Here is a 22,792-nt window from a genome sequence, read left to right as displayed (position 1 = left end):
ATCTCGAAAATAAAATTTAAACTTTAACATTTTATAACATATTCTATATTTAAAGGCGATCAATGCGTTGTAAACAAAGTATTATGTAATTTTTATAATATATATTCAATTGCTTATAAATTTTAAGATCATGTTTCCTACCTTAGTTAATTAACACCACAAGATTATGATGAAAAGATTTATTTGTTTGATACTTGCATGCTTACCTTTTTTAGCCAATGCACAAAGCAATTCTAACTATGTAAAAGAGAATTACAATAAAATTGAGAAATATATTACCATGAGGGATGGTATAAAGCTTTTTGCTTCTATCTATATCCCTAAAGATGCTTCTAAAAACAAACAATATCCTATTATGATGCAGCGCACTTGTTATAGTGTTGCACCTTATGGCGAGGATAAATATAAAACCAGCATCGGCCCATCAGAAACGATGATGAAAGAAGGTTATATTTTTGTTTATGAAGATGTAAGGGGTAGGTGGAAGAGCGAAGGACAATGGACAAACATGACACCTGAAATAGATAATAAGCAATCGAAAAAAGATGTGGATGAAGGGTCCGATACCTATGATACGATTGATTGGCTGATCAAGAATGTACCGAACAATAATGGCAGGGTAGGGCAGTGGGGCATTTCTTATCCTGGTTTTTATACGGCTGCAGGTTTAACTTCTAACCATCCGGCCTTAAAAGCATCTACGCCACAAGCGCCAATCTCTGATTTTTGGTTCGATGATTTTCATCACAACGGTGCCTTTATCCAAGCCTATTTATTTACATTCCCGGTTTTTGGGATCCAAAAAACAGATACCACCACCAAAGCTTGGTACAATATGATCGATCCTAAAACCAAAGATGGTTACCAGTTTGGGATGGATCTAGGGCCGTTAAAAAATATGGATAAATATTATGCCGATAATTTCTTTTGGCAAGAAACGGTTAACCACCCCAATTACGACGAGTTTTGGCAAAAGCGTAACCTTTTACCACACCTTAAAAATATAAAACCAGCAGTAATGAGTGTTGGCGGTTGGTATGATGCTGAGGATCTACGTGGCCCTTTAGCTATTTATAAAACGATAGAAAAAAGCAGCCCTAATGCTTACAATACCATTGTAGAAGGCCCTTTTGGCCATGGCAGATGGAGCCGTGAGACAGGCCATACCATGCATGGCGATATTTATTTTGGAGATAGCATTGCTACTTTTTACCAAAAAAACATAGAGGCAAAGTTTTTCTATCATTTCTTAAAAGGATCTGGCGATAAAAATTCTGGCTTACCAGAAGCTTATCTATTTGATACGGGTGTTAAACAATGGAAAACTTTTGATCAATGGCCAGCAAAAAATACCGAGAAAAAAGTTTATTCGCTTAATTTAACAGGTGGCTTATCAGAAATCTCGACCATGGAATATGGTGCAAGATCTTTTGAAAGCGACCCAATGAAACCCGTTCCTTACACAAACGATATTACGGCAACAACTGCATTTACCCCTTTTGGTTACATGAGCGAAGACCAACGTTTTGCAGGCAGAAGACCAGATGTTTTGGTTTACCAAACCGAGGTTTTAGATAAGGATATTACCATTGGTGGAGAGATTTTGGCAAAATTAAATGTGAGTACAACGGGTACAGATGCAGATTGGGTGGTTAAAGTAATCGATGTATATCCTGCAGATGAGCCAAATAACCCTTATATGCCCAACAAAAATGTAACCTTAAGCAATTATTGGCAAATGGTGCGCTCAGAAGTGATGCCGGCCAGGTTTAGGGATGGTTTTGATAAAGCAGAACCCATGGTAGCCAATCAAGAAACCAAAATAAATATCCCGATGCAGGATATTTTACACACTTTTAAAAAAGGACATCGCATTATGGTACAGATCCAAAGTACTTGGTTCCCATTAATTCAAAGAAATCCGCAAACATTTGTGCCCAATATCTATAAAGCAGATGAAAAGGATTTCCAAAAACAAACCCATAAAGTGTTTAACAACAGTACCATAGAGTTTAATGTTATAAAATAGGCAGATGCAAACCTCGGGGTGCCTAATTAATTTAATTGGGTAACCATTATTTGTACCTACAAATTAAAAAATGAAAAATATCATCCTCATCATTATCTTCATTGGTTTAATTGCCAGTTCATTAAACAGTTGTGCCCAATTGTTAGAGAAAAAGGCAACTTTTACTAGAGCTGATAGTTTGAGGGGTAGCAACAAATCGCCTTATCGTACTTGTTATGACATCAATTATTATCATTTAGATGTTAAGATAGACCCAAAAGAAAGGTACATCAGCGGCAGCAATCTTTTTAGGTTTACCGCCGCAACAACTTTTAAAACCCTGCAATTTGATTTATTCGATAACCTAAACATAGATAAAATCAGCTATCATGATCAAGAATTAAAAGGTAAAAGAGAATTTAATGCCGTTTTTTTAACCTTCCCAAAAGAAATTTTAAAAGGGGAGCGAGATAGTTTTGAGGTTTATTACTCGGGTAAACCGACCGTAGCCAAAAGGGCACCTTGGGACGGTGGTTTTGTTTTTACAAAACATGATGGCGATAAAGATTGGATCGCTACGGCCTGCCAGGGAGTTGGCGCAAGTATTTGGTGGCCAAACAAAGATCAACAAGCAGATGAAGTAGATAGTGCGTTGATCAGCATCAGCGTCCCTGATGATATAATGGATGTTTCTAACGGGCGTTTGGTAGGTAAAACCGATTTAAAAAACGGTTTTACCAAATATGATTGGAAGGTGGTAAACCCCATCAATAATTACGACATCGCCGTTAACGCGGCAAATTATGCCCATTTCAATGATATTTATAAAGGATTGAAAGGAAATCTAACGCTTGATTATTACGTGTTGCCAGAAAACTTGGAAAAAGCTAAAACCCAATTTACAGATGTAAAAAGAATGTTAGAAGCATTTGAACATTGGTTTGGCCCTTATCCTTTTTATAAGGATGGTTACAAATTGGTAGAAACCCCGCATTTGGGAATGGAACACCAAAGTGCCATTGCCTATGGGAATAAATATGAAAATGGTTACTTGGGCAGAGATTTATCGGGTACGGGTTGGGGGTTAAAATGGGATTTCATCATCGTACATGAGAGCGGGCATGAGTGGTTTGGAAATAACATCACTTCAAAAGATATTGCCGATATGTGGATACATGAAAGCTTTACCAATTATGCCGAAAGTTTGTTTACCGAGTATTTTTATGGTAAAAAAGCAGGGATAGATTATGTGATAGGTACCAGAAAAAATATTGTTAATGATGCGCCAATTATTGCACCTTATGGCGTAAATAAAGAAGGTAGTGGCGATATGTATTATAAAGGTGGCAATATGTTGCATACCATCAGGACAATAATCGATGATGATGAGAAATGGCGTTCTATTTTAATGGGTTTGAACAATAATTTCGGCAAAAAAACAACAGATACCAAAGAAGTAGTTGGCTATATCAATAAAAAATCGGGTTTAAACCTTACCAAAATATTTGATCAATATTTAAGATATACCAGTATCCCAATTTTAGAATTTAAACAGAACGGTGGTAAAATAGAATATAAATGGCAGGCCGATGTAAAAGGCTTTGATATGCCGGTAAAATTGGAAGGACAAAAGGGATTTATTTATCCCACAGATAAATGGAAAGTTTTAAACACCCAACAAGCCATTGATGATCTAAAAGTAACAAGGGATTTTTATATAAATCAAAAAATTCTGAAGAACTGATGCAACTTTTTCTAAAGTAGTTCGTCTTATAAAAAACCAAAAATATTATTTTCATGAAATTATATGCAATTTGTTTAGGTGCTGTTTTAGCGCTTAACCTACCTAGTTCAGAAGCAAAAATCATTGATCGTTCTCGTTTTACTTATCAGGATGATGATCGGGAAGTAAAAAACTTCCATTCGATTTCTTTAAGCGGTTCTTTTAATATCATGGTTAAAATAGGGGCTAAAGAAAGTATTTCTTTAGAAGGCGATGCACAAGATCTAAATAGGGTAGAAACCATCGTACAAAATGGGGTATTAAGGATCCGCTTAAAGCGAGACGTTAATAATTGGAATGTAGGTATAGGTAAGGTTACCATATATATCACGGCAAAAAGATTAGATGGCTTGGTTCTTTCTGGCTCTGGGAATATAAATTTAGATGGAAAACTTTCTTCTGCCAGTGCAGATGTTCAATTAAGTGGTTCTGGTAAAATTACTGCCGGCTTAGATTCTCAAACGGCTGGTGTTGCACTAAGTGGATCCGGCACCATAAACCTTAGCGGCGAGGTTGGGGCGGTAAATATTTCAATTTCTGGTTCGGGCAACGTAAATGCCACAGATTTAATCAGCGAAAAAAGTAAAATGCAAATTGCCGGTTCTGGAAACGTTTCCATTACTTCTAAAGAAGAGTTAAATGCCACTTTATTGGGCTCTGGTTCTGTAAACTATAAAGGAAACCCGAAATTATCTGTTAATAAAGTGGGCTCTGGCGAGGTTGTTAAACTTTAAGCCAATAATTTTTATTAGATAGTACTAAATCAATTATTTATTATAATTGAGTGTTAGAATCCAACAGGATATTCTAACACTCAATAAATGTTGATTTTAAAAATCTCTTTCCATCGTTTTCAATTATTATCCGTTAGTTAAAGTTTTTAACCAACCCACTTCCTCATTTTTTTTATTTTGATATTAACTTCCAAATAGTTGATAGAATTTATATTTTCAGCAATTATTGCTATAACATCAACCAAAGAAAAACATCGTTTTTTCTCATCTATCAAACCATGGAAATCTCATTTCCAAAATATTTTCTTAATTTTCCAATATTCTTGCATATCGCAATTCACGCTCAAAACCATGAATTTAAAATACTTATTTAGCGTTTTATTAACGCTTGTTAGCACTTTAACCTTTGCCCAAACCGACCCAAATTTGGGAATTATCCCGGCCCCACAAAACATTTTGATTAAATCGGGTTATTTTATGCTCACAGAAAAAACGGCCTTGCAGTATGAGACCGATGACGATAGAAAAACGGCAGAGCTTTTTAAAACCTTGGTAAAGGATAAGCAAGGAATTGATCTGGTGTTGGCCAAAAATTTTATCCAAGCACCAGAAAGTATCATTTCGTTTAACTCGGCGCAAAGCCAAGATACCAATTCAGAGGCTTATACTTTAAATATCGATAGCAAAAATATTCTAATAAAAGGAAGCGGGAGAGGAGTGTTTTATGCCATGCAAACGCTAACCCAGTTGTATCTCAATAATCTAGAAAATCATCAAATACCACAGTGCAATATTCAAGATAAACCAAGATATGCTTACCGTGGTTTGCATTTAGATGTTTGCAGGCATTTTTTCCCTGTCGATTTTATCAAAAAATACATAGATTTAATGGCCGCCTACAAGCTTAATACCTTCCATTGGCATTTAACAGATGATCAAGGATGGCGTATAGATATAAAAAAATACCCTAAATTAACTTCTGTTGGTGCTTATCGTGATCAAACTTTAATAGGTAATTATCACGATAGGATGCCGCAATGGTTTGATGGGAATAAGTACGGTGGTTATTACACACAAGAAGAGATCAAAGAAGTGGTGGCTTATGCGCAAACAAAGTACATTACCGTTATCCCAGAGATAGAAATGCCAGGCCATGCGCTGGCTGCGCTGGCTGCATATCCAGAATTAGGTTGCGGAGATGATCCAGGGCCTTACAAAGTGGCAGAGAAATGGGGCGTTTTCCCAGAAATTTTTTGTGCCGGCAAAGACCATACTTTCGATTTTATGGAAGATGTTTTAACAGAAGTGATGGATTTATTCCCTTCAAAATATATCCATATTGGTGGAGACGAGGCCCCAAAAACGGTTTGGAAAACCTGCCCATATTGCCAAAGGAGAATTAAAAAAGAGCATCTGAAAAATGAAGATGGTTTGCAATCTTATTTTATCCATCGCATAGAAAAATTTGTAAATAAAAAAGGAAGATCAATTATTGGTTGGGACGAGATTTTAGATGGCGGATTAGCTCCAAATGCAACTGTTATGAGCTGGAGGGGAGTTTCTGGAGGCATTACCGCAGCAAAGCAAAATCATCAAGTAATTATGACACCCAGTACCGCAGGATTATATTTAGATCACACACAGGGCAGGTCTGATCAAGAACCCGTAGGCATTGGCGGTGATGGAAGGATCGCTAAAATATATGCTTACGATCCAACGCCAGAAGATTTGCCCATAAACCAGCAACAATACATTTTGGGCGTACAGGCCAACATGTGGACAGAATACCTTACAACAACCAATAAAATAGAATATATGCTATTACCAAGGTTAATGGCCGTTTCTGAAATAGCATGGACTAACTTGGATAAAAAAGACTTTAAAAATTTTAATGAGATTAGGGTCCCTCGGCATTTGGCCTTGTTAGATAAAACGCAAACTTTTTACCGTGTGCCAGAAGTGATAGGGGCAAAAGACACATCTATAAATGTTGCGGGTAATGCTTATACCTTCAATTTTAAACCCTCTGTAAATGGCGCAAAAATTTATTATACCATTGATGGTTATGAGCCTAATGAAACCACTACTTTGTACACCGGGCCTTTTACCGTTAATGTACCAAGCAGAGAGATGCGCCCCGTTAAAGCAAGGGTAATTACCCCATCGGGCAAAAGAAGTGCGGTAACCACTACCTTATTATTTAATAGGGATACGCTAAAAGCAGATACCACGGGAAATAATAAAAATCAGGGAGCGTTAAAATACTATTATGTACCCGGTAAATTTAAAAGCACTTTAGAAATTGATACCAATTTGGCAATAAAGAAGGGTTTGGCCAGTCAAATATCTTTTAACAAAGTGAGCGGAAAAGCAAGAGAATATGGGATCGTTTTTACCGGATACATCAACATAAATGAGAATGCTGATTTTGAGTTTTCACTTTACAGCGATGACGGTAGCCGTTTGTATATAGATGATGAATTGATCATTGATAACGATGGTAAACACGCTAGGTTTGAGCGTTCTGCAGGAGTGGTTTTGCAAGCGGGTTTGCATAAAATAAAGGTTTTATATTTTGATGATGGGCCAGGTTCTACTTTACAGGTTTCTGTAAAGGGAACTGATGGTAAAAAGATTGAAATCCCATCGGTAATGCTTTATAATTAATTATAAATGAAATTGTTAAATAGTTTTCTTTGCTCTAGTTTAGTGTTGATACTTTTTTCTTCTTGTGGAAATAAACAGCAAGAAAAGTTAAAAGTAATACCCAAAAAAGAGATGGTATTGCCAGCACCCTTTAAACATCATGAAAAGATAGAGGTTGGCCCCGAGTTGATTTTTGATATTTACAGTTGGGGAAGAGGCGCAGATTCTACTTCTTCTTTGCTGGTTTTAAGGTCAGACTCCATAAAAAATGATTTCTCGGTAGCCTCTACTAATAACATTGATGGTAAACTAAAAGAAGTTTTTAATACAGATATGGACGATGATGGTAACCCTGAAGTTTTGATTTACTACACCGCAAATGATCAGTATCAATCTGCAAAAGTTATTTGTTATGAGTTTAAAGGAAAGGAAGCGAATGAGATAGATTTCCCAAGTTTAAGCACTAAAACCAAAAAGCAATATCGTGGAAAAGATAAGTTTTATGTAAAAGAAGGAAAACTGTATAGGGAGTTTAACTTATTTGATCCCGATGATAAAGAATCCAAAAAGATAATCGAGAAAAAGACCATCAGATATTTTTTAAAGGGAAACCGTTTTGATCTTAATGAGATAAAGAATTAAATTACTATGGCTATCCCGGTCCTAAAAACTAATCCGTGAGGATCAATATCTAAATTATTGAAAGAGTTATGGAAACCCTTAAACCCAAAACTAACGTTGGGATAAAAGCGTTTCAAAATTTTGCATTTTAGTCCAATAGCCCCGTTTAAATAAATACCGCCTTCCTTAATTCTGGTTTTTGTTAACGGAAAACCTTCCTTTTCCCTATCATACCCAATAAAAGTGTAACCTAAATCTGTAATAAAAAAAGGAGTTAGTATTTTATAGGTTAAAAAATTGTGTCTAAAATCTACAAAAACAGGTAAAAATTTTAGGTCGTAAAGATTATAACCATTATCACCATGAAATGGGGCGTTACTATACTCAAGGCCTAAACCTAAAGAGTTTTTTAAATTGATCTGCTTGGTAAATATTAAGTTAAAACCCTGAAAAACTGTAGAATGTGTGCTTCTTAATCTTTGATATTCTGCGATGATGGTAACTTGGTTTTTACAACTATCTGCAATAGGATTTTTATTAAAAGCTTTTGAATTTGGGATAAGAAAACAAACCGACAAAAAGAACGAGGTAATAAATTTCATTTGTTAATATTTAAGATAATCATTGTAAACACTTTGCATCATTGCTTTTGCTTTAGATAATGTTGCTTTAGAAACTTCCTTATCAGTTTTTTGTTGACTAAAAATAGTACGCTCACTAACAGGATCATAGCTTATTGCCATATTTCTATCAATATATCCAAAGCCATTATCCCAATTAAAAAATGCAAATCCTTTTAATTTAGGGTTCAATAAATTCTTGCTGTACTTAAAGGCAGTATCTGGTAAATTTAATTGGTTTAGAACGGTTGCAACAATATCAACCTGGCTGCCGTATTTATGGATCTGTTTCCCTTTAAATTTTGGTTTTAATGCTCCACCTAAAATTAAAAGAGGAATGTGGTATTTCTTTGGGTCATAAACATTATTGATATTTTTTGGCAACCTATGCCCATGATCTGCCGTGATCACAAATATAGTGTTTGCATACCATTTTTGTTTTTTTGCGGTTTGGATGTATTGGTACAAAGCCTGATCTACATAGTAACTGGTGCTTCTAAATTTATTTTCAACAGAGTTATCTCCAAATTTACCCTTAACTGGCAATTGAAACGGTTCGTGGTTGGTTAAAGTTAATAAGGTAGAAAAAAAAGGTTGCCTAATGCTATTGAGGTATTTGATCTGTTTGCCTAAGGTAACATTATCATAAGCTCCCCAATTAGATTTCAACTCTTCTTTTTTAAAGTTCCTCTTATCGATCAATCTTTGAAATTGGTTACTTAGAATATAAGATCTAAAATTAGAGAAATCGGTATCGCCCCCATAAAAAAAAGATGTTTGATAATTATTTTTAGCCAGCTGATCTGCTATAGATGGTAATTTTATTTGTTTGTCGTTCTCTTTAATGATAGAACGGGTAGCTTGTGCGGGGAAGCCACTAATAACCGCCACAATGCCCTTATCCGTACGATCTGATGCTGCATAAATATGGTTAAAGAACAAGCCTTCTTTAATAAGTTCGCTAAATTTTGGTGTTACATCGGTTTCGCCGCCCAACTCTTTTACAATATCGGCTGTAAAGCTTTCCATTATTATAAAAACGATATTTGGTTTATCTATGGCAAATATTTCTTTTTTTAGGGTGTCATCGGTAATGTAAATACTATCTATTTTATCTTCTAGTTTATCTTGGGGATAATAGATATATGGGTTCTCATTGGTTTTTTGATGATCTATTAAATTAGACATTAAAAACCAATTGGTATTTATTGCTGCAAAATTTAAGATTTGGTGTTGGCTATAATAAGCTTTGCTGGTATTCATTGGCGCAACGCTAACTCCGCCTCTTATGGCTAAGAAAGTAAGTGCTAAAACAAAAAGGTAAATAGGGGTGCTGATTAGTAAAGGGTTTTGTTTCTTTTGGTGATAATGTGTTTTAAAAACAAACTTCCAAAACAATAAAACACCCAAAAAAAGTAAAATAACTGCTGCAATTATGCTCAATAATATGGGTGAAGATGCAGTAGAAGCCAATGCTTCTGATGGCGATGAAAAAAGAAATTCTAAAGCCCTGTAATTTAGTTTTGTGCCCCATTCTCTGTAAATGTTTATATCTGCAATAGAGATTATAGAACTTATCGCCAATAAAACCAAAGTGTATATTTTTATGGGTTTTAAAAAGGCATTGGCGTTAAGTATAAAAAAGCTTATCCCAAAAAGCAAAAAAGGCAAGGCACATATATAACCTGCCATAGAGGCATCCATGTGTAAACCGTAAAAAAAAGAGGGTAAAATTTCTGATAATTTAATGCGGGAAAGGTTTTGATAAAATGCTATTTCAAAAAACAGCCTGCTAAGAAAGAAGAAGATACACCAGCAAACAAAATATTTAAGAAAAAAAGAAAGGCTCTTAAGCATGGCGCAAATTAGGTATTTACACCAAAGCTCAAAAGCCTTAACAATAAATTTACTTAATATTAACCGCCCATTTGTTTCATAACGTCCTCAAAAGTCATTGTTTCATAACCTGTTGGTATTTCCATCTTTATATCTTCTACTGGTTCTTCAGAAATGCTTTTCAAGGTCATTTTAGATTTAATCCCTCTGGCATTAGAACTAAACTCTACTGGCACACCTTTTACATTTTTAATGTTTGCAGTTAAAGAGTTTGCTGGTATGCTGATATCCGTTGTTGCCCAAACCTCTGCATCTTCTCCAGAGATTTTATCCTTTAAGATATATTTGGTGCAATTGTAGCCTCCAATTTTTTTGGTTTCGGTTGTTGGCGTTACCTCAATATCTTTTTCGCCAGATTGTAATTCTTGCATTTTATCTGTTTGCTCTTTGGTCATTTTAACTGCAATTTTTTTGTTTTGCATAGGCACATCAGTAAGACTTAAGCTTTCTTTTGTAGCATTGTTAAAAACAACTTCTGTAGCATACATTCCCATATCCATTTTAAATTTGCTGTAATCTCCTTTAAACTGCACTTTAAACTCTGATGGTAGCATTGATGCCATAGATTGCTGTGCGGCGGGTAAATCATACTCAACAGCATAAGTTGCCGTACCCTCTTTTATTACTTTTTGTGCATGAGCTGCAATGGTAGATCCTAAACAAATAAATGCTATCAGACCTGTTTTAATGTTTTTGAACATGTTCTTTTTAGTTTTAAATTTTTATTGTTAGATGAGATTTTATAAATAAAGTTACATTAAAAAATGAATTACCAAATTATTTTCTTCTTATCCAAAAATGCTTGTATTCCGTTTTTGCAGTCGTTTGTAGATCGGGCGTGTGCGTTCATTTCTGCGGCAAAATCCAAAGCCTCATCTAATGGTTGATCTTGCACTTTATTTAGCAGTTGTTTGGTTAACGCTATTGATTGGGCAGATGTGGAGACACAAAGCTTTTCTGCAAATTTCACAACTTCGTTTTCAATCTCATTGTTTGGGCAAATAAAATTGATCAGGTTTATTTGTTTTGCCCTTTCCGCATCTATTAAATCGCCACTAAAAACAAGCTCTTTTGTTAAGCCTTCCCCAATTTTTCTTAACAAGAAAACGGCAACAATTGCTGGGATAAAACCAATTTTAACTTCCGTATAACCAAATTTTGCCTCGGGTATGCTAAATATAAAATCGCAAACTGATGCTAAACCACAACCGCCAGCTATAGCATGCCCTTGTACTTGGGCGATCACTATTTTTGGTTGTTCATATATCAATTGGAATAGTTTTCTCAATTGGTTAGAGTCTTTTAAGTTTTCATCAAAAGAATTAGATTGTAGTTTTTTAAGATAATCTAAATCTGCGCCAGCACTAAAAACATCGCCCATGGCTTTTAAAACAATAACTTTTACGTTTTCATCTTGTTCTGCTTTTTCAAAAGCTTGTGTAAGTTGGGCAACCAATTCTGCGTTTAAAGCATTTCTCTTATCGGGCCTATTGATAACTATATTTGCTACTCTATTTTTTAGTTGATAATCTACAAACATCTATGCTACAATTTAATTTCTATCGCAAAATCTCTTTTAAGGACATGAGGTTTTAACCCTAAATTTTCTGCTTGGTTTTTAAGATCCTCGATCACAAAATCTCTGTTTTTACCATCTATAAACAACTCTTCAAATGTATTTGCATCAATTATAGATTTTAGGCCTTGCTTTTTATCACTACTCAATAAAAGCCAATCTTGTTTAGATACAGCAAAATTATTTAGTTTATGATTGATGATCTTAAGTTTCTTACCTTCAAAGCTAATCAATTTTTCATCTTGTATAAGATGGGGATTTATCCATTCTATATAATTGATTTGGCAACTATCCAAATACGGTTTTACCGAGAACTGATAAGTAAATTCATCTGCTTTTAGATCTGTAATTAAAACTGCGGTTTTTCCCTTGATCAATGCAACAGCCGTGTTTTTTCTTAAGGCAAAAAATACAGCTTGTTTTTGTTGTACATGATAAAATTGTTTAATGTTGATCGTTAGGATTAAAAGCAATAGACAAATACAGGCTAATTTTAGATATTTTTTGCGTTTGATAGCAGCGAAACCAAAAAGGAAGAAACCGTAAAAAAGTAAAATCTCTAATGCTCCCCACCAAATTTGGGTAATATTTGCGTGGGCTATGTTCTCGATAAGTTTTAAACCTTCGTTGGTGTATTTGATAGTTGTTTGTAAACAAAAAGCAAAAACTGCCGCAATAGGAGGGAAGCTGTAAAAAATCAAAAAGAACAAGCCAAAATACATGATGAGTATAGCCGGTAAAAAGATAAAGACATTGCTTATGATAAAATAGATAGGGAATTGATGAAAATAATATAAACTGATCGGAGCGGTTGATATTTGGGCCGCGATGGATACAGAGATTACTTTCCAAATTACATCCAACAACTTATTTGTTGTATTGTAAAAATCGTAAATGAGGGGCTGTAGATAAATAATGCCTGCAACCGCTATAAAAGATAGTTGAAAGCCAACATTTATCAATGCAAAAGGATCTGTTATCAAAATGATAAAGGCCGTAATCGCGATCACGTTAAATATATTTGCTTTAACGGAGCGGGCTTTTGCCAACATAATAAAAGTTACCATTATCGCCGCTCTTTCTATAGATGGCGCAAAACCTGTAATTAGGGCATAAAACCAAATTATAGCGATTATCGTGATGGTAGATAAAAGCCTTCCCCGTTTGGTTTTATTTAAAAAACTAAAAGCAAAAACCAATAAAACCACAACTATACCTACATGCATCCCCGAAACAGAAAGCACATGCATAGTACCTGTTTTTGTATAGGTCTCTAAAGTATCTTTATTCAATTCTGCCCTATAACCCAAGATCAATGTAGATGCCACCGCTCTTATCGCCGTATCTTTTAAATACGCATCAAACTTTAAAATTTGCCTTTCCCTAAATTTTAGCGCAAATTCTCTGATTAAATTTCCTTGGTGTTCGCCTAGTTTTTTTGTTTCTTTTTGGTTGATAAATGTTTGATGATAAACTTGTTGAAAGCTTAAGAACCTTTTGTAATTAAATTCTGCCGGATTATATGCGGGCTCTGTCTCTTTATATTTCGCCTTTAAAAGCAGCATATCGCCATAATGGAGGTCAATCTTTTTTGTCGAATCAAACCTCATGGCCAGTAATAGTTTCCCCTGCGTTCTGATGATGCGCTTATCTTGGATGTTTTGTGTTACGCTAACGTTAAACCTTGCAATATCTCCCTTAATTTTAGGTTCTTCTAATAGATAAGCGGTTAAATATTTGGCACCTATTTTTGAGAAATGGTTGCTTCTATAAATTTCTTTATGCTGGTTACAAATAATGATGCCTGATAATATCATCAAAACATAAACAAGCGTACCGAAGATATAAGAGCCAAAATAATGGGGTTTCTTTTTGTTTAGAAGGCCAAAGCCGATGCTAACCAAGATTAATATTAACCAACCTAAAGGGAATAAATTATTTGGAGCGATATCAAATAGAATGGAAATGCTTATCCCCAAAATAAAAAACAAAACCAACCTGATAAAAGGGACCTCGGTTTTATAATAGGCAATCATACCCTAAAATTGAAGCCTTAACTGCAATTTCAACTCAGATCTTAAATCTCCTTGAATTTGATCTAAACCAGAACCCACGGTTTGTTGATCGTTAAATTTGGTTAAGCTATATTTCATCCATAGATCAACCCCTCTTTTAACGTTATAACGGGCATTCAAATAATACCTTACTCCCCTGTTTTGGAAACCTGGGATAGAGAATCCGTAAAGAACATCGTTTTCATAGGCATAAATCCTAGTATCAAAACCATCGGTATCAAACAAGGCCAACCTTGTGTTACCAGACCATCTAGAGCTTAAAGGGCTATATATAACATCTTGATAGGCTAAAAATCCATATCTGTTTGCTTTGTTTTCTTCATGGTATTGAACAATCTCGATCCTGTTACGCAACGAAAAGCTTTTATTTACTTGGTACAACAAATCTGCCCTGTAATTAGATTTTTTTGCAAAAGCAAGCACATTGGTATATGTTGGTTGGGTATCATTTTGTTGTTTGTTTTGAAACTGGTACCTTAAGGTTAACCTGGTTGTTTTATTGGGCGTAAAACTAAACTGGCTAAAAATATCATATCCTTGCGATGGAGCATCGACCCCAAATTTTAAATAAGGGAACTTAAATAAATCGCTATAAAAATCTAATTCAAACTGGCGATCTGGTTTAATTTGTAAGCCTGCATAAAACCCTTTTTCGTTTACGGCAGTGCTGCTTTCGCCTATGCCCTGGTTATAAAAAGAATAATAATCTTTTTGATAATTTCTGTTGAACAAAACCGCTGAAACAGTAGGAGACAAACTGCTTATTAAACCGTTGATGTAGGCTATACCAGAATTTAAGCTATGTGCAAACTCCCCAAAAAAATAAGTGTTGTTTAACGTGTAGCTGTAATTGATCCCGACATTGTTTAAAGAGTTTCCGGTAAAATCAAACTGGTTATAAACAGAGTTGCCAGGTGCAAAATCTTGACTGTAATTGCTATGGTATCCCGTTAAACCAATAGAAAGCTTCTTATAATTGTATTGTAAATTACCTCCAAAAACCAATTGTGAAATCCTTCTCCTGTTTTTTAATTCGCTACTTGTACGGTGCAGCCCGCTTTGTTGTAATGAAGATATTTCTTCTAAATTGGTAAGCGGGTTTAATGCCAACCCAGCATCAATCTTATTATAAGATACAAAAGGCGTAAAATCAAATTTTCCAAAATTTATTTGCGTGGCTACCCCTCTAAAAAAAGAAAATTCATTGATAGAGGTATAGTTTTTTAGGCCAATGTCTTGTTTGGCCACCGTAAAAATGTCGGCACCTTTCCCAAAGCTCAATCCGCTCCATAAAGTTAAACCTTGGCCAAATTGTAAAGAATAATCGCCAATTACCAATTTTTTTACTTTGCCTAGATCTTTAATGTACAAGCTCGCCGAAGAAAAATCTGGGCCATAATTACCGTTCAAATACTTTTCTCCGGGGTCTTTTTCTAGGTTTAATGAAAACTCAATATTGTTGCTATAAGCAAACCTATACCTGGTAAAAACCCTTTCTGGTGTGCCTAAATATCTACTAGTTGATGTTGACTTAGCGGGCGAGAATCCTTGCTGCTGTTCTAAATATCTACTATATCTTACTAAAAGATCGTTTCTGCCATCTTTAAAAAGTTTATTAAAAGAGAAATTCTCAAAACCTGATGGCGTGTTGATATCTGCAAAACGGAGCAAGTTTTTGATCGTTTCAAGATCAAAACCTTTAATGCTCTGTAATTCTAATACATTTATTAATTTCCCGTTAACGGCAATATGGTTCAAAAGCGCATCTATTTGTAAAGGATTTAAAAATACCAGTTCTTGTAATTGCTCTTTAGAGGTTTTATTGAGGTTAATTTTGTTGCGTTTGTAATAGGTAAGCCTATCAATTAATTCAGAATAATCATAATCTTGGGTCTGGTTACTTGCAATAGATTCTATGATATACTCTATATCAGGGTCGTCGCTTGTTTGGGCAAAACTTACTTTGCTAAAAACCAACAAAGAAAAAAGTAAAAATAGCTTAGTTTTAAAACTCATACCCTAAAGCTACTTGTGGTGAATAACCCAAAACCGGATGAGAGGAGACGGCAAAATCGATATTAATTCTTTGATAATTAACACCAAAACCAGCGTACTGCTTAAAAGGATTTACGGATATGCCCCCTCTTAAAGCAACAAACTTAACTAGTTTGTATTCTAAACCGGCTTTAAAATCTGCTTGGGCATCTAAGATCTTTTCTACTTCGGTAGTTATCAAAAGTTGATCAGAGAATATATAATTTGCCCCAAATTGTATGTGGGCGGGTATGATCTGATCGGTATTGTTGTCGTATTTGCTTTGATTAGGGTTGGAGATATGACTGGCCAACCATAAATTAGGGAAAGCTTGGTATTGTACGCCAACATCAACAGAAACAGCCTTTGCACTACCATAATCGGTTATTTTTAGTTGATGATAATTTAAACCGATTGCTAAAAATAGTTTAGGGCCAAAAGACCTTGCCAAAGTAAGCCCGGTTTTTATCTCGTTATAATCACTAACGCCATAAGAATTAAACGATGCGCCAAGGGCATAATCTTTTACGGGGATAGAGAAAACCGCAGATTGGTTGCTTAAACCTTTTACACCAAATTTGTTTTCATAACCCGCGGCCAAAAAAGCCCTTTTTAAACCAGCAATACCAGCTTGGTTGCTTTTTACAGACCAAACATCTTGCAACGCAACTCCCGCATTGCCTAAAGCTGTTATTCTTGGGCCGTTGTTATCTTGTGCCCTGGCCGATATAAAAATAAAAACAAAGAATAATAGCAAGTAGAATTTCCCCATGGACAAATATTTGCAATGAAATTAAACAATATGAAGCATATATGTTCAAAATAAAAAATATTTATCAATTTTTTAATATCTTTTAGCAGTGGAAAAACATAGGCAAATTTATGAAATCTTATTGATAGGGGATTCTGGAAACATCAAGCGAAATGTACCTGATGAGTTGTTGGAGCTGATGAAGGTACATTTACCAAAGAGTAAAGATAGCGCAGTGATTTTTTTGGGCGATAATGTTTATCCTAAAGGTTTGCCCGCAGAAACCGATGAATTGAGGAAAGATGCCGAAACCGTAATTTTAAACCATCATAAGGCATTAGCGCATTTTGAGGGCAAGGTGGTTTTTATCTCTGGCAACCACGATTGGAACAAAGGAAAAGAAGATGGTATTGAGTACGTTTTACGTCAGCAAAATTACATAAACAAACTTTTTAACGATGATGAAACTTATATCCCAGCTAATGGCTGTCCGGGGCCTAAAGAGGTGCAGATAAATGATAAACTAGTAATAATAGCCATTAATACGCAGTGGTGGGTGCAAAAGGGGTTTAGGCCAATTGGCAAACACGAAGGTTGCGATATAGAGCATGAAGCCGATTTTTTTACCAATTTAGAAGAAATCCTAAATCGCAACAAAAAGAAAAGGGTTTTAGTGATAGGGCATTATCCAATTTACAGCAATTCTTTACACGGCGGGCGATATTCTATTAAGCACCATCTATTCCCCTTTACGCTTTACAAGAAAAGGGCTTATTTGCCATTACCCATTGTAGGCTCTTTATTGCCATTGTATAGGAAATATTTTGGGGCTAGGGAAGATCTATCGCACCCAAGGTATAAGGTTTTAAGAAAAAAACTGAAACAGATCTTTAAGAAACATCCCGGTTTAATTTACGCTGCCGGCCACGAGCATAATCTGCAGTTTATAGAGAAATATCAAAATAACTTTATTATAAGCGGTGCGGCCTCAAAAGCTACCTATGTTGTGGATAGTAAATATTCTAAGTTTGGTATATCTGCAAAAGGATTTTTTAGATTAAAGTTTTATGACGATTTAAAAGTGAAAACAGAGGTTTTGATCGTAGATGATGATAACCCTGCGGGCGAATTAATTTACGAGGGTTGGATGTATTAAATTTTTATCGATCATTACTTTTAAGGCCTTGGGCAAGATCTCTAATTCAATTTCCTTTACTTTACCAATTATTTCACCATCAACCTGTAAGGTGCTTTTTTTAGAGCAGGTAATTAGGCTTTTTTTGCACCTCAAAACCTCAAAAAATTCTGAGTAGGCTAAAGTATTATTAAACATTTGCCACGATATTTTAAAAATATGCCATTTTGGGAAAGGCTTAACGATGCAAATCTCAAAAAAACCATCGTTAAGTTTGCCTGTGGGGTTAATTACCGCACCTGTACCATATTTTGTGGCATTGGCAAAAGTTAAAGAAAATGCTTTTGTTTTAATATTATTACCGTCGGATTCAATTTTAAAGCGATGGGTTTTAAGAATGAAAACCTCAAAAAAAAGATGTTTGGCATAGGTAAGTAAACCCCTTTTTTTATCCATCTGAAATCGCTTTACGATCCTGGCGTTGATCCCGATATCTGCCAGATGGATGCTTACCTCATTATTTACCTTTAGTAGATCAATCTCTACGCATTTACCTTTTACGATCAGATCTAAGCTGTTGTTAAAATCTTCTGGTATTTGCAGCTCTTTGGCCATACCATTGGCAGAACCGAAAGGTACGATCACTAATTTGATGTTGGTTTTGTAAATTAAAGATGAAACCAGGCTTACCGTACCATCGCCGCCTAGGGCAGCAATAATATCAGGCTGGTAATTGGTTAATTCTCTCGATATCTTTGCCTCAAGATCATCTTCATCCATTAAACAGTGATTGTATTGGTAATGATGTTTTTTAGAATGCTGATCTATAATTTTCTTGACATCTAATTTTTTTTGGTCGCCAGCTTTATGATTGATCACAAATAGCACTTTTAGTGGGGTTTTCTCCATTGGTCATCAATCAAAAAAAATCATAGCTGTTCTTTTAGATCGATCATAAAAGATTTTAATTTCTCTAAAGAATCTATAATTTTTTGCTGCTCTAAAGCTTCGTTCTTGTTTTTCTTCAGAAAATCTTTGGCACCTTGTAGGGTATAGCCTTTTTCTTTGATTAGGTTGAAGATAATTTTAAGGTTATCTATATCCTCTGGCCTAAATAGCCTGTTTCCTTTTGCGTTTTTTTTGGGTTGAAGGATATCAAATTCTTTTTCATAAAACCTGATCAAAGAAGCGTTTTCTCCAAACATTTCTGCTACCTCCCCAATGGGGTAATAGAGCTTGCTGATTTCTTTTTCTTTATATGCCATGGCAAAACAGTATAATTTTAATCTAAAGATTGGTTTTCTTGCGATGCGACCTCTAACATTGTCATGTACTCGGTTGGGGTTAGATCATTAAAGAAAAAGTTGATGGGGTTAATGGGTTTGTTGTTTTTATAAACCTCATAATGGCAATGTGGGCCGGTAGATGCGCCAGTATTGCCAACAAAGCCAATTACGTCACCGCGTTTAACCCTTTGCCCTACCTTAACTTTAAATTTGCTCATGTGGGCATATTTGGTTACATAGCCATAGCCATGGCTAATCATTACCCTGTTGCCATAACCCCTTTCTTGTCCGGCTGCAATAATTACCCCATCACCGGTAGCATGTATAGCGGTGCCTATCGGTGATGCAAAATCCATCCCATCATGCATTTTCCTTATTTTATAGATGGGGTGCATCCTATATCCAAACCCAGAAATAGAACTTATTTTATTACTTTCAATAGGTTGTATGGCAGGTATAGATGCCATCATTTTACTTTTAGAGTTTACGGCTTTGGCCAGCTCATCATAAGATTTAGATTGTACGTATAGCTGTTTAGAGATGATGTCCATTTTTTTGGTGGTCTCTATCATCAAATCAGAATAATCATAGTTTTCTAAATTTTTATACCTATTAATGCCACCAAAACCTGCATTTCTAATCTCTAGCGGGATAGGCTCTGCCTCAAAAATTACCCTATAAATATTATCGTCTCTCTGTTGGAGGTCTTTTACAACCCCATCAACCTGTTTCATACGTTTGTTCAAAATATCATATTGCAAATTTAGCTCGCTAATTTCTCTTTTTAGCTGCTTTTCTTTGGGCGAATCTAGAAAGGTATATGCAAATGCGATAATTACGAAAGAAAAAACCAAAGCGGTAGAAACAAAGCCTAAGAATTTTAAAACCTTTGTACCTAAATTACTTTTAACTTTTTCATATTTAAGCGTTTGTGAGTTAAAGTAATACTTGGTTTTTGCCATCCTTTTTTTAAGATTTTGAGTTTTTATTTTTGAGCTACAAATGTAGTTAAATAAACAAACGTATCTAAAACCAAATTTGGTATAATAAAAAGGTTGTTGCAAAAAATAAGATACTTAGGCTTATGAAGTCTCAAAACCACAACGCTGCGTTTAGTGCCAGTCAGGTTAAATTTCATAAAAAAAGTGGCTGTTCCAAAACTGGATCAGCCACTTTTATTTGGTAAATTAAGTTAAATTTATTTTACCCTACCTGTTCTCTTATCTTTGTCTCTTCCAATTAAATACCCTGCACCTGCACCAGCTGCACCACCAATAATTGCGCCCCTTCCTTTTTTCTTATCAATTAAAGCACCACCAATTGCACCTGCGGCGCCACCTATTACCGCACCTTTAGCAGCAGAACTCCATCCTTTTTTCTGTGTTGTTGTAGTGCCTGTATTAGAATCATAATGGTTTACAACAACTGTTTTGGTCTCAGTTTGTTTTTTTGCTTCTGCTTTTGCAGCCTCTGCTCTTTTAAAACTGTCTAAGGTTAAGCTGTCTTTCATCATCTTAATAGAATCTGCCCTTTCTTCAGAACTTGCCTTGTATTTATTGTTACAAGCCGCAAGTGTGGCAGCTATAATCATTATACTCATCAACTTTTTCATAACATTTAATTTTTGATATATCCCAACCATGTAATTATGATGCCAATTGATTATAACCAGCTAACAATCGTTTTTAATAACGTTTAAACACCTATTATGTATGTAATTCTATACAATTTTATGTAATATCGTTTTTATCTTTATAAATCCTCAACGGGCTTCCGAATATAAAGAATAGCTTTCTTCTCCATGTTTTGGCTTCTTTAACATCTTTTATCATATCACCATATTCATGGAAATTCAAAAAAAGCGGATTAAACCTGTTCCCAATCTTATTCGTTAAACCATAATCGGGTCTCTCTTCTTCTTTTTGGTAGGTGCCAAACATCCTATCCCAGAAAATAAATGTAGCTGCATAGTTTTTATCCAAGTATTTTTCTTGTGTGCCGTGGTGTACGCGGTGGTTAGAGGGTGTAGCTAAAACATATTCAAAAGCGGGGTGCAGTTTTTTTATGTACTCTGTATGCACCCAAAACTGAAATAAAACGCTGGCCTGGCTTACCACAAAAATAATTATCGGGTGAAAACCCAAGAAAAAAATAGGTAAAAAGAATACTATTTTTATGTTTTGTACCCAACTTAACCTAAACGAAACCGAAAGATTATAATTCTCTGCAGAATGGTGTACTATATGTGTTGCCCAAAAAAAACGATTTTCATGCGATACCCTGTGGGACCAGTAACTACATAGGTCAAATAATAAATAACAAGGTATCAGCATCCACCAATTCAGTTCCATTCGCCAAGGTACTAGGTCGTAAATCCAGATTGCCATGTACAACAATCCTATTTTAACCAATAAACCTAAAGCTACATTTCCCAAGCCCACCACCGTAGATCCCAAAGTTTCTTTCAAAGGGTAGTTTTTTTTCTCTTTTTTATAAGAGTGGTAAATCTCTAAGAACGTAAGTATCGCCATTACCGGGATGGCATATATGATCAAATTGGGGGCATTTTTTTCTAAATGGATCATTTGGCTAAAAGGAATTTTATCGGCACCAAACAAGTAGAGTATTTTCATCATCCTCGTAAGCTAATAAAAAATAAAGCGCTAGGAGAATTTTAGGCCCAAATAGATAGAAACTTTGTTTATTGGATCACTAATTTGATATATTCGCAACATCAAACAGGGGTGCCTAATATTTCAGGCTGAGAACATACCCATTAGAAAGGCAAAAGGCGCAAACCTTACACCAAAAACCTTGTATCCTGATACCTTTCTATACACCTGATTCGGGTAATGCCGACGTAGGGAAACGGTTTAAGGAGAATTTTCTCCCCTCTTTGAAGATAATACATTTATTATTTTTCAAAATGAACATAACAGAATGGTTTAACTTATTGAGCGAACAATTTAAGGGCACCAGCGCTTTAGAATGGATCGCCGTTTTAACCGGTATAGCCGAAGTTTTATTGGCAAAAAAGAACAAAGTTTTGTTATATCCGGTTGGTATAATCTCTATTTTAACCTCCTCATATTTACTCATAGAAACTAAATTATACGCCGAAACCGCCTTAAATACCTATTATTTGGTAATGAGCGTTTATGGCTGGGCAATGTGGGAAACCAGAAACAATGCTGGCGCATCCAAAATTACAAAGAGCAACCAGAAAGAATTCATCGTTACCTTGGCAATCGCGATTTTTGGATGGGGATTTTTATACCTCGTCTTAAAAAAATTCACAGATTCTGATGTGCCCATTATGGATGCTTTTGTATCATCCACCGCTTGGGCGGGTATGTGGTTGCTGGCAAAAAGAAAGCTCGAAAACTGGATCTGGTTAAATATCTCTAACCTTGTTGCCATCCCGTTATTGTTTCATAAACACTTGGCAATGTTTGCCTTATTAACCGTTTTTCTTTTTGTGATAGCCATTTTTGGCTACATAGATTGGCAAAAGATCATTAAACAAAATAAAACCGATGAAAACAATTTGGGGGTTGCAACGTGAAAAACGTTGCCGGGCTTTACGCTATATCTTTATTGTCTTCCTTCCGCTCCGCTCAGGATAAC

General features: G+C 35.3%; 19 protein-coding genes. 7 read left to right on the top strand and 12 right to left on the bottom strand.

What is annotated here, in order from left to right:
- Positions 1–166 precede the first annotated feature (166 nt).
- The 5 genes from I5M32_RS08685 to I5M32_RS08665 all read left to right on the top strand — a co-directional run bounded on the left by I5M32_RS08685 (position 167) and on the right by I5M32_RS08665 (position 7,813).
- On the top strand, positions 167–2,029 hold the full coding sequence (locus I5M32_RS08685) for a CocE/NonD family hydrolase (RefSeq protein WP_234461907.1): 1,863 nt from the start codon (positions 167–169) through the stop codon (positions 2,027–2,029).
- A 70-nt stretch (positions 2,030–2,099) separates the two neighbouring features.
- Positions 2,100–3,752, top strand: a complete 1,653-nt coding sequence (locus I5M32_RS08680) for a M1 family metallopeptidase (protein WP_200585833.1) — start codon at positions 2,100–2,102, stop codon at positions 3,750–3,752.
- 53 nt (positions 3,753–3,805) lie between these two features.
- Positions 3,806–4,525 carry a head GIN domain-containing protein gene (locus tag I5M32_RS08675; RefSeq protein ID WP_200585832.1) on the top strand — a complete coding sequence of 240 codons (720 nt, stop codon included), beginning with the start codon at positions 3,806–3,808 and terminating at the stop codon, positions 4,523–4,525.
- A 351-nt stretch (positions 4,526–4,876) separates the two neighbouring features.
- Positions 4,877–7,192: a family 20 glycosylhydrolase gene (locus tag I5M32_RS08670; protein WP_200585831.1), complete on the top strand. Its 2,316-nt coding sequence runs from the start codon at positions 4,877–4,879 to the stop codon at positions 7,190–7,192.
- 6 nt (positions 7,193–7,198) lie between these two features.
- Positions 7,199–7,813: a hypothetical protein gene (locus I5M32_RS08665; RefSeq protein ID WP_200585830.1), complete on the top strand. Its 615-nt coding sequence runs from the start codon at positions 7,199–7,201 to the stop codon at positions 7,811–7,813.
- On the opposite strand, the gene I5M32_RS08660 is transcribed toward I5M32_RS08665, so the two are convergent.
- The 7 genes from I5M32_RS08660 to I5M32_RS08630 all read right to left on the bottom strand — a co-directional run bounded on the left by I5M32_RS08660 (position 7,810) and on the right by I5M32_RS08630 (position 16,765).
- On the bottom strand, positions 7,810–8,394 hold the full coding sequence (locus tag I5M32_RS08660; protein ID WP_200585829.1) for a hypothetical protein: 585 nt from the start codon (positions 8,392–8,394) through the stop codon (positions 7,810–7,812). The genes I5M32_RS08665 and I5M32_RS08660 overlap by 4 nt on opposite strands.
- Before the next feature lie 3 nt (positions 8,395–8,397).
- Complete coding sequence (locus I5M32_RS08655; RefSeq protein WP_200585828.1) at positions 8,398–10,269, bottom strand: LTA synthase family protein; 1,872 nt, start codon at positions 10,267–10,269, stop codon at positions 8,398–8,400.
- Positions 10,270–10,328: 59 nt separating this feature from the next.
- Positions 10,329–11,009, bottom strand: coding sequence for a DUF4412 domain-containing protein (locus I5M32_RS08650; protein ID WP_200585827.1), 681 nt, complete (start codon positions 11,007–11,009; stop codon positions 10,329–10,331).
- 68 nt (positions 11,010–11,077) lie between these two features.
- On the bottom strand, positions 11,078–11,848 hold the full coding sequence (locus I5M32_RS08645) for an enoyl-CoA hydratase/isomerase family protein (protein ID WP_200585826.1): 771 nt from the start codon (positions 11,846–11,848) through the stop codon (positions 11,078–11,080).
- Between the two features lie 5 nt (positions 11,849–11,853).
- Entirely contained in the window at positions 11,854–13,920 is a 2,067-nt protein-coding gene (locus I5M32_RS08640; protein ID WP_200585825.1) for a ComEC/Rec2 family competence protein, read from the bottom strand.
- Positions 13,921–13,923: 3 nt separating this feature from the next.
- A complete protein-coding gene (locus I5M32_RS08635) occupies positions 13,924–15,975 on the bottom strand; it encodes a helix-hairpin-helix domain-containing protein (RefSeq protein WP_200585824.1) in 2,052 nt (683 codons plus the stop codon).
- The gene (locus tag I5M32_RS08630; protein WP_200585823.1) at positions 15,965–16,765 is read right to left on the bottom strand and encodes a PorV/PorQ family protein; all 801 of its coding nucleotides are present in this window, start codon (positions 16,763–16,765) and stop codon (positions 15,965–15,967) included. Before I5M32_RS08630 ends, I5M32_RS08635 begins: the two co-directional genes overlap by 11 nt.
- Positions 16,766–16,853: 88 nt before the next feature.
- Here I5M32_RS08630 and I5M32_RS08625 point away from each other — a divergent pair, with 88 nt between their 5' ends.
- Complete coding sequence (locus I5M32_RS08625; RefSeq protein WP_317193114.1) at positions 16,854–17,900, top strand: metallophosphoesterase; 1,047 nt, start codon at positions 16,854–16,856, stop codon at positions 17,898–17,900.
- Here I5M32_RS08625 and I5M32_RS08620 read toward each other — a convergent pair.
- The 5 genes from I5M32_RS08620 to I5M32_RS08600 form a co-directional block, all read right to left on the bottom strand.
- Positions 17,874–18,788: a diacylglycerol/lipid kinase family protein gene (locus I5M32_RS08620; RefSeq protein ID WP_200585822.1), complete on the bottom strand. Its 915-nt coding sequence runs from the start codon at positions 18,786–18,788 to the stop codon at positions 17,874–17,876. The genes I5M32_RS08625 and I5M32_RS08620 overlap by 27 nt on opposite strands.
- 20 nt (positions 18,789–18,808) lie before the next feature.
- Positions 18,809–19,144 carry a MerR family transcriptional regulator gene (locus I5M32_RS08615; RefSeq protein WP_200585821.1) on the bottom strand — a complete coding sequence of 112 codons (336 nt, stop codon included), beginning with the start codon at positions 19,142–19,144 and terminating at the stop codon, positions 18,809–18,811.
- A gap of 17 nt (positions 19,145–19,161) precedes the next feature.
- The gene (locus tag I5M32_RS08610) at positions 19,162–20,127 is read right to left on the bottom strand and encodes a M23 family metallopeptidase (RefSeq protein ID WP_200585820.1); all 966 of its coding nucleotides are present in this window, start codon (positions 20,125–20,127) and stop codon (positions 19,162–19,164) included.
- A gap of 236 nt (positions 20,128–20,363) precedes the next feature.
- Positions 20,364–20,777, bottom strand: coding sequence for a YMGG-like glycine zipper-containing protein (locus I5M32_RS08605; protein WP_200585819.1), 414 nt, complete (start codon positions 20,775–20,777; stop codon positions 20,364–20,366).
- A gap of 118 nt (positions 20,778–20,895) precedes the next feature.
- The gene (locus tag I5M32_RS08600) at positions 20,896–21,801 is read right to left on the bottom strand and encodes a sterol desaturase family protein (protein ID WP_200585818.1); all 906 of its coding nucleotides are present in this window, start codon (positions 21,799–21,801) and stop codon (positions 20,896–20,898) included.
- 290 nt (positions 21,802–22,091) lie between these two features.
- On the opposite strand from I5M32_RS08600, the gene pnuC reads away from it, so the two are divergent.
- Positions 22,092–22,730, top strand: coding sequence for a nicotinamide riboside transporter PnuC (gene pnuC, locus I5M32_RS08595; RefSeq protein WP_200585817.1), 639 nt, complete (start codon positions 22,092–22,094; stop codon positions 22,728–22,730).
- Positions 22,731–22,792: the final 62 nt, after the last annotated feature.

Source organism: Pedobacter segetis, assembly GCF_016623585.1.
In the GTDB taxonomy this organism is placed as follows: Bacteria; Bacteroidota; Bacteroidia; order Sphingobacteriales; family Sphingobacteriaceae; genus Pseudopedobacter; species Pseudopedobacter segetis.
This window is presented reverse-complemented; position numbering and strand designations above follow the sequence as displayed.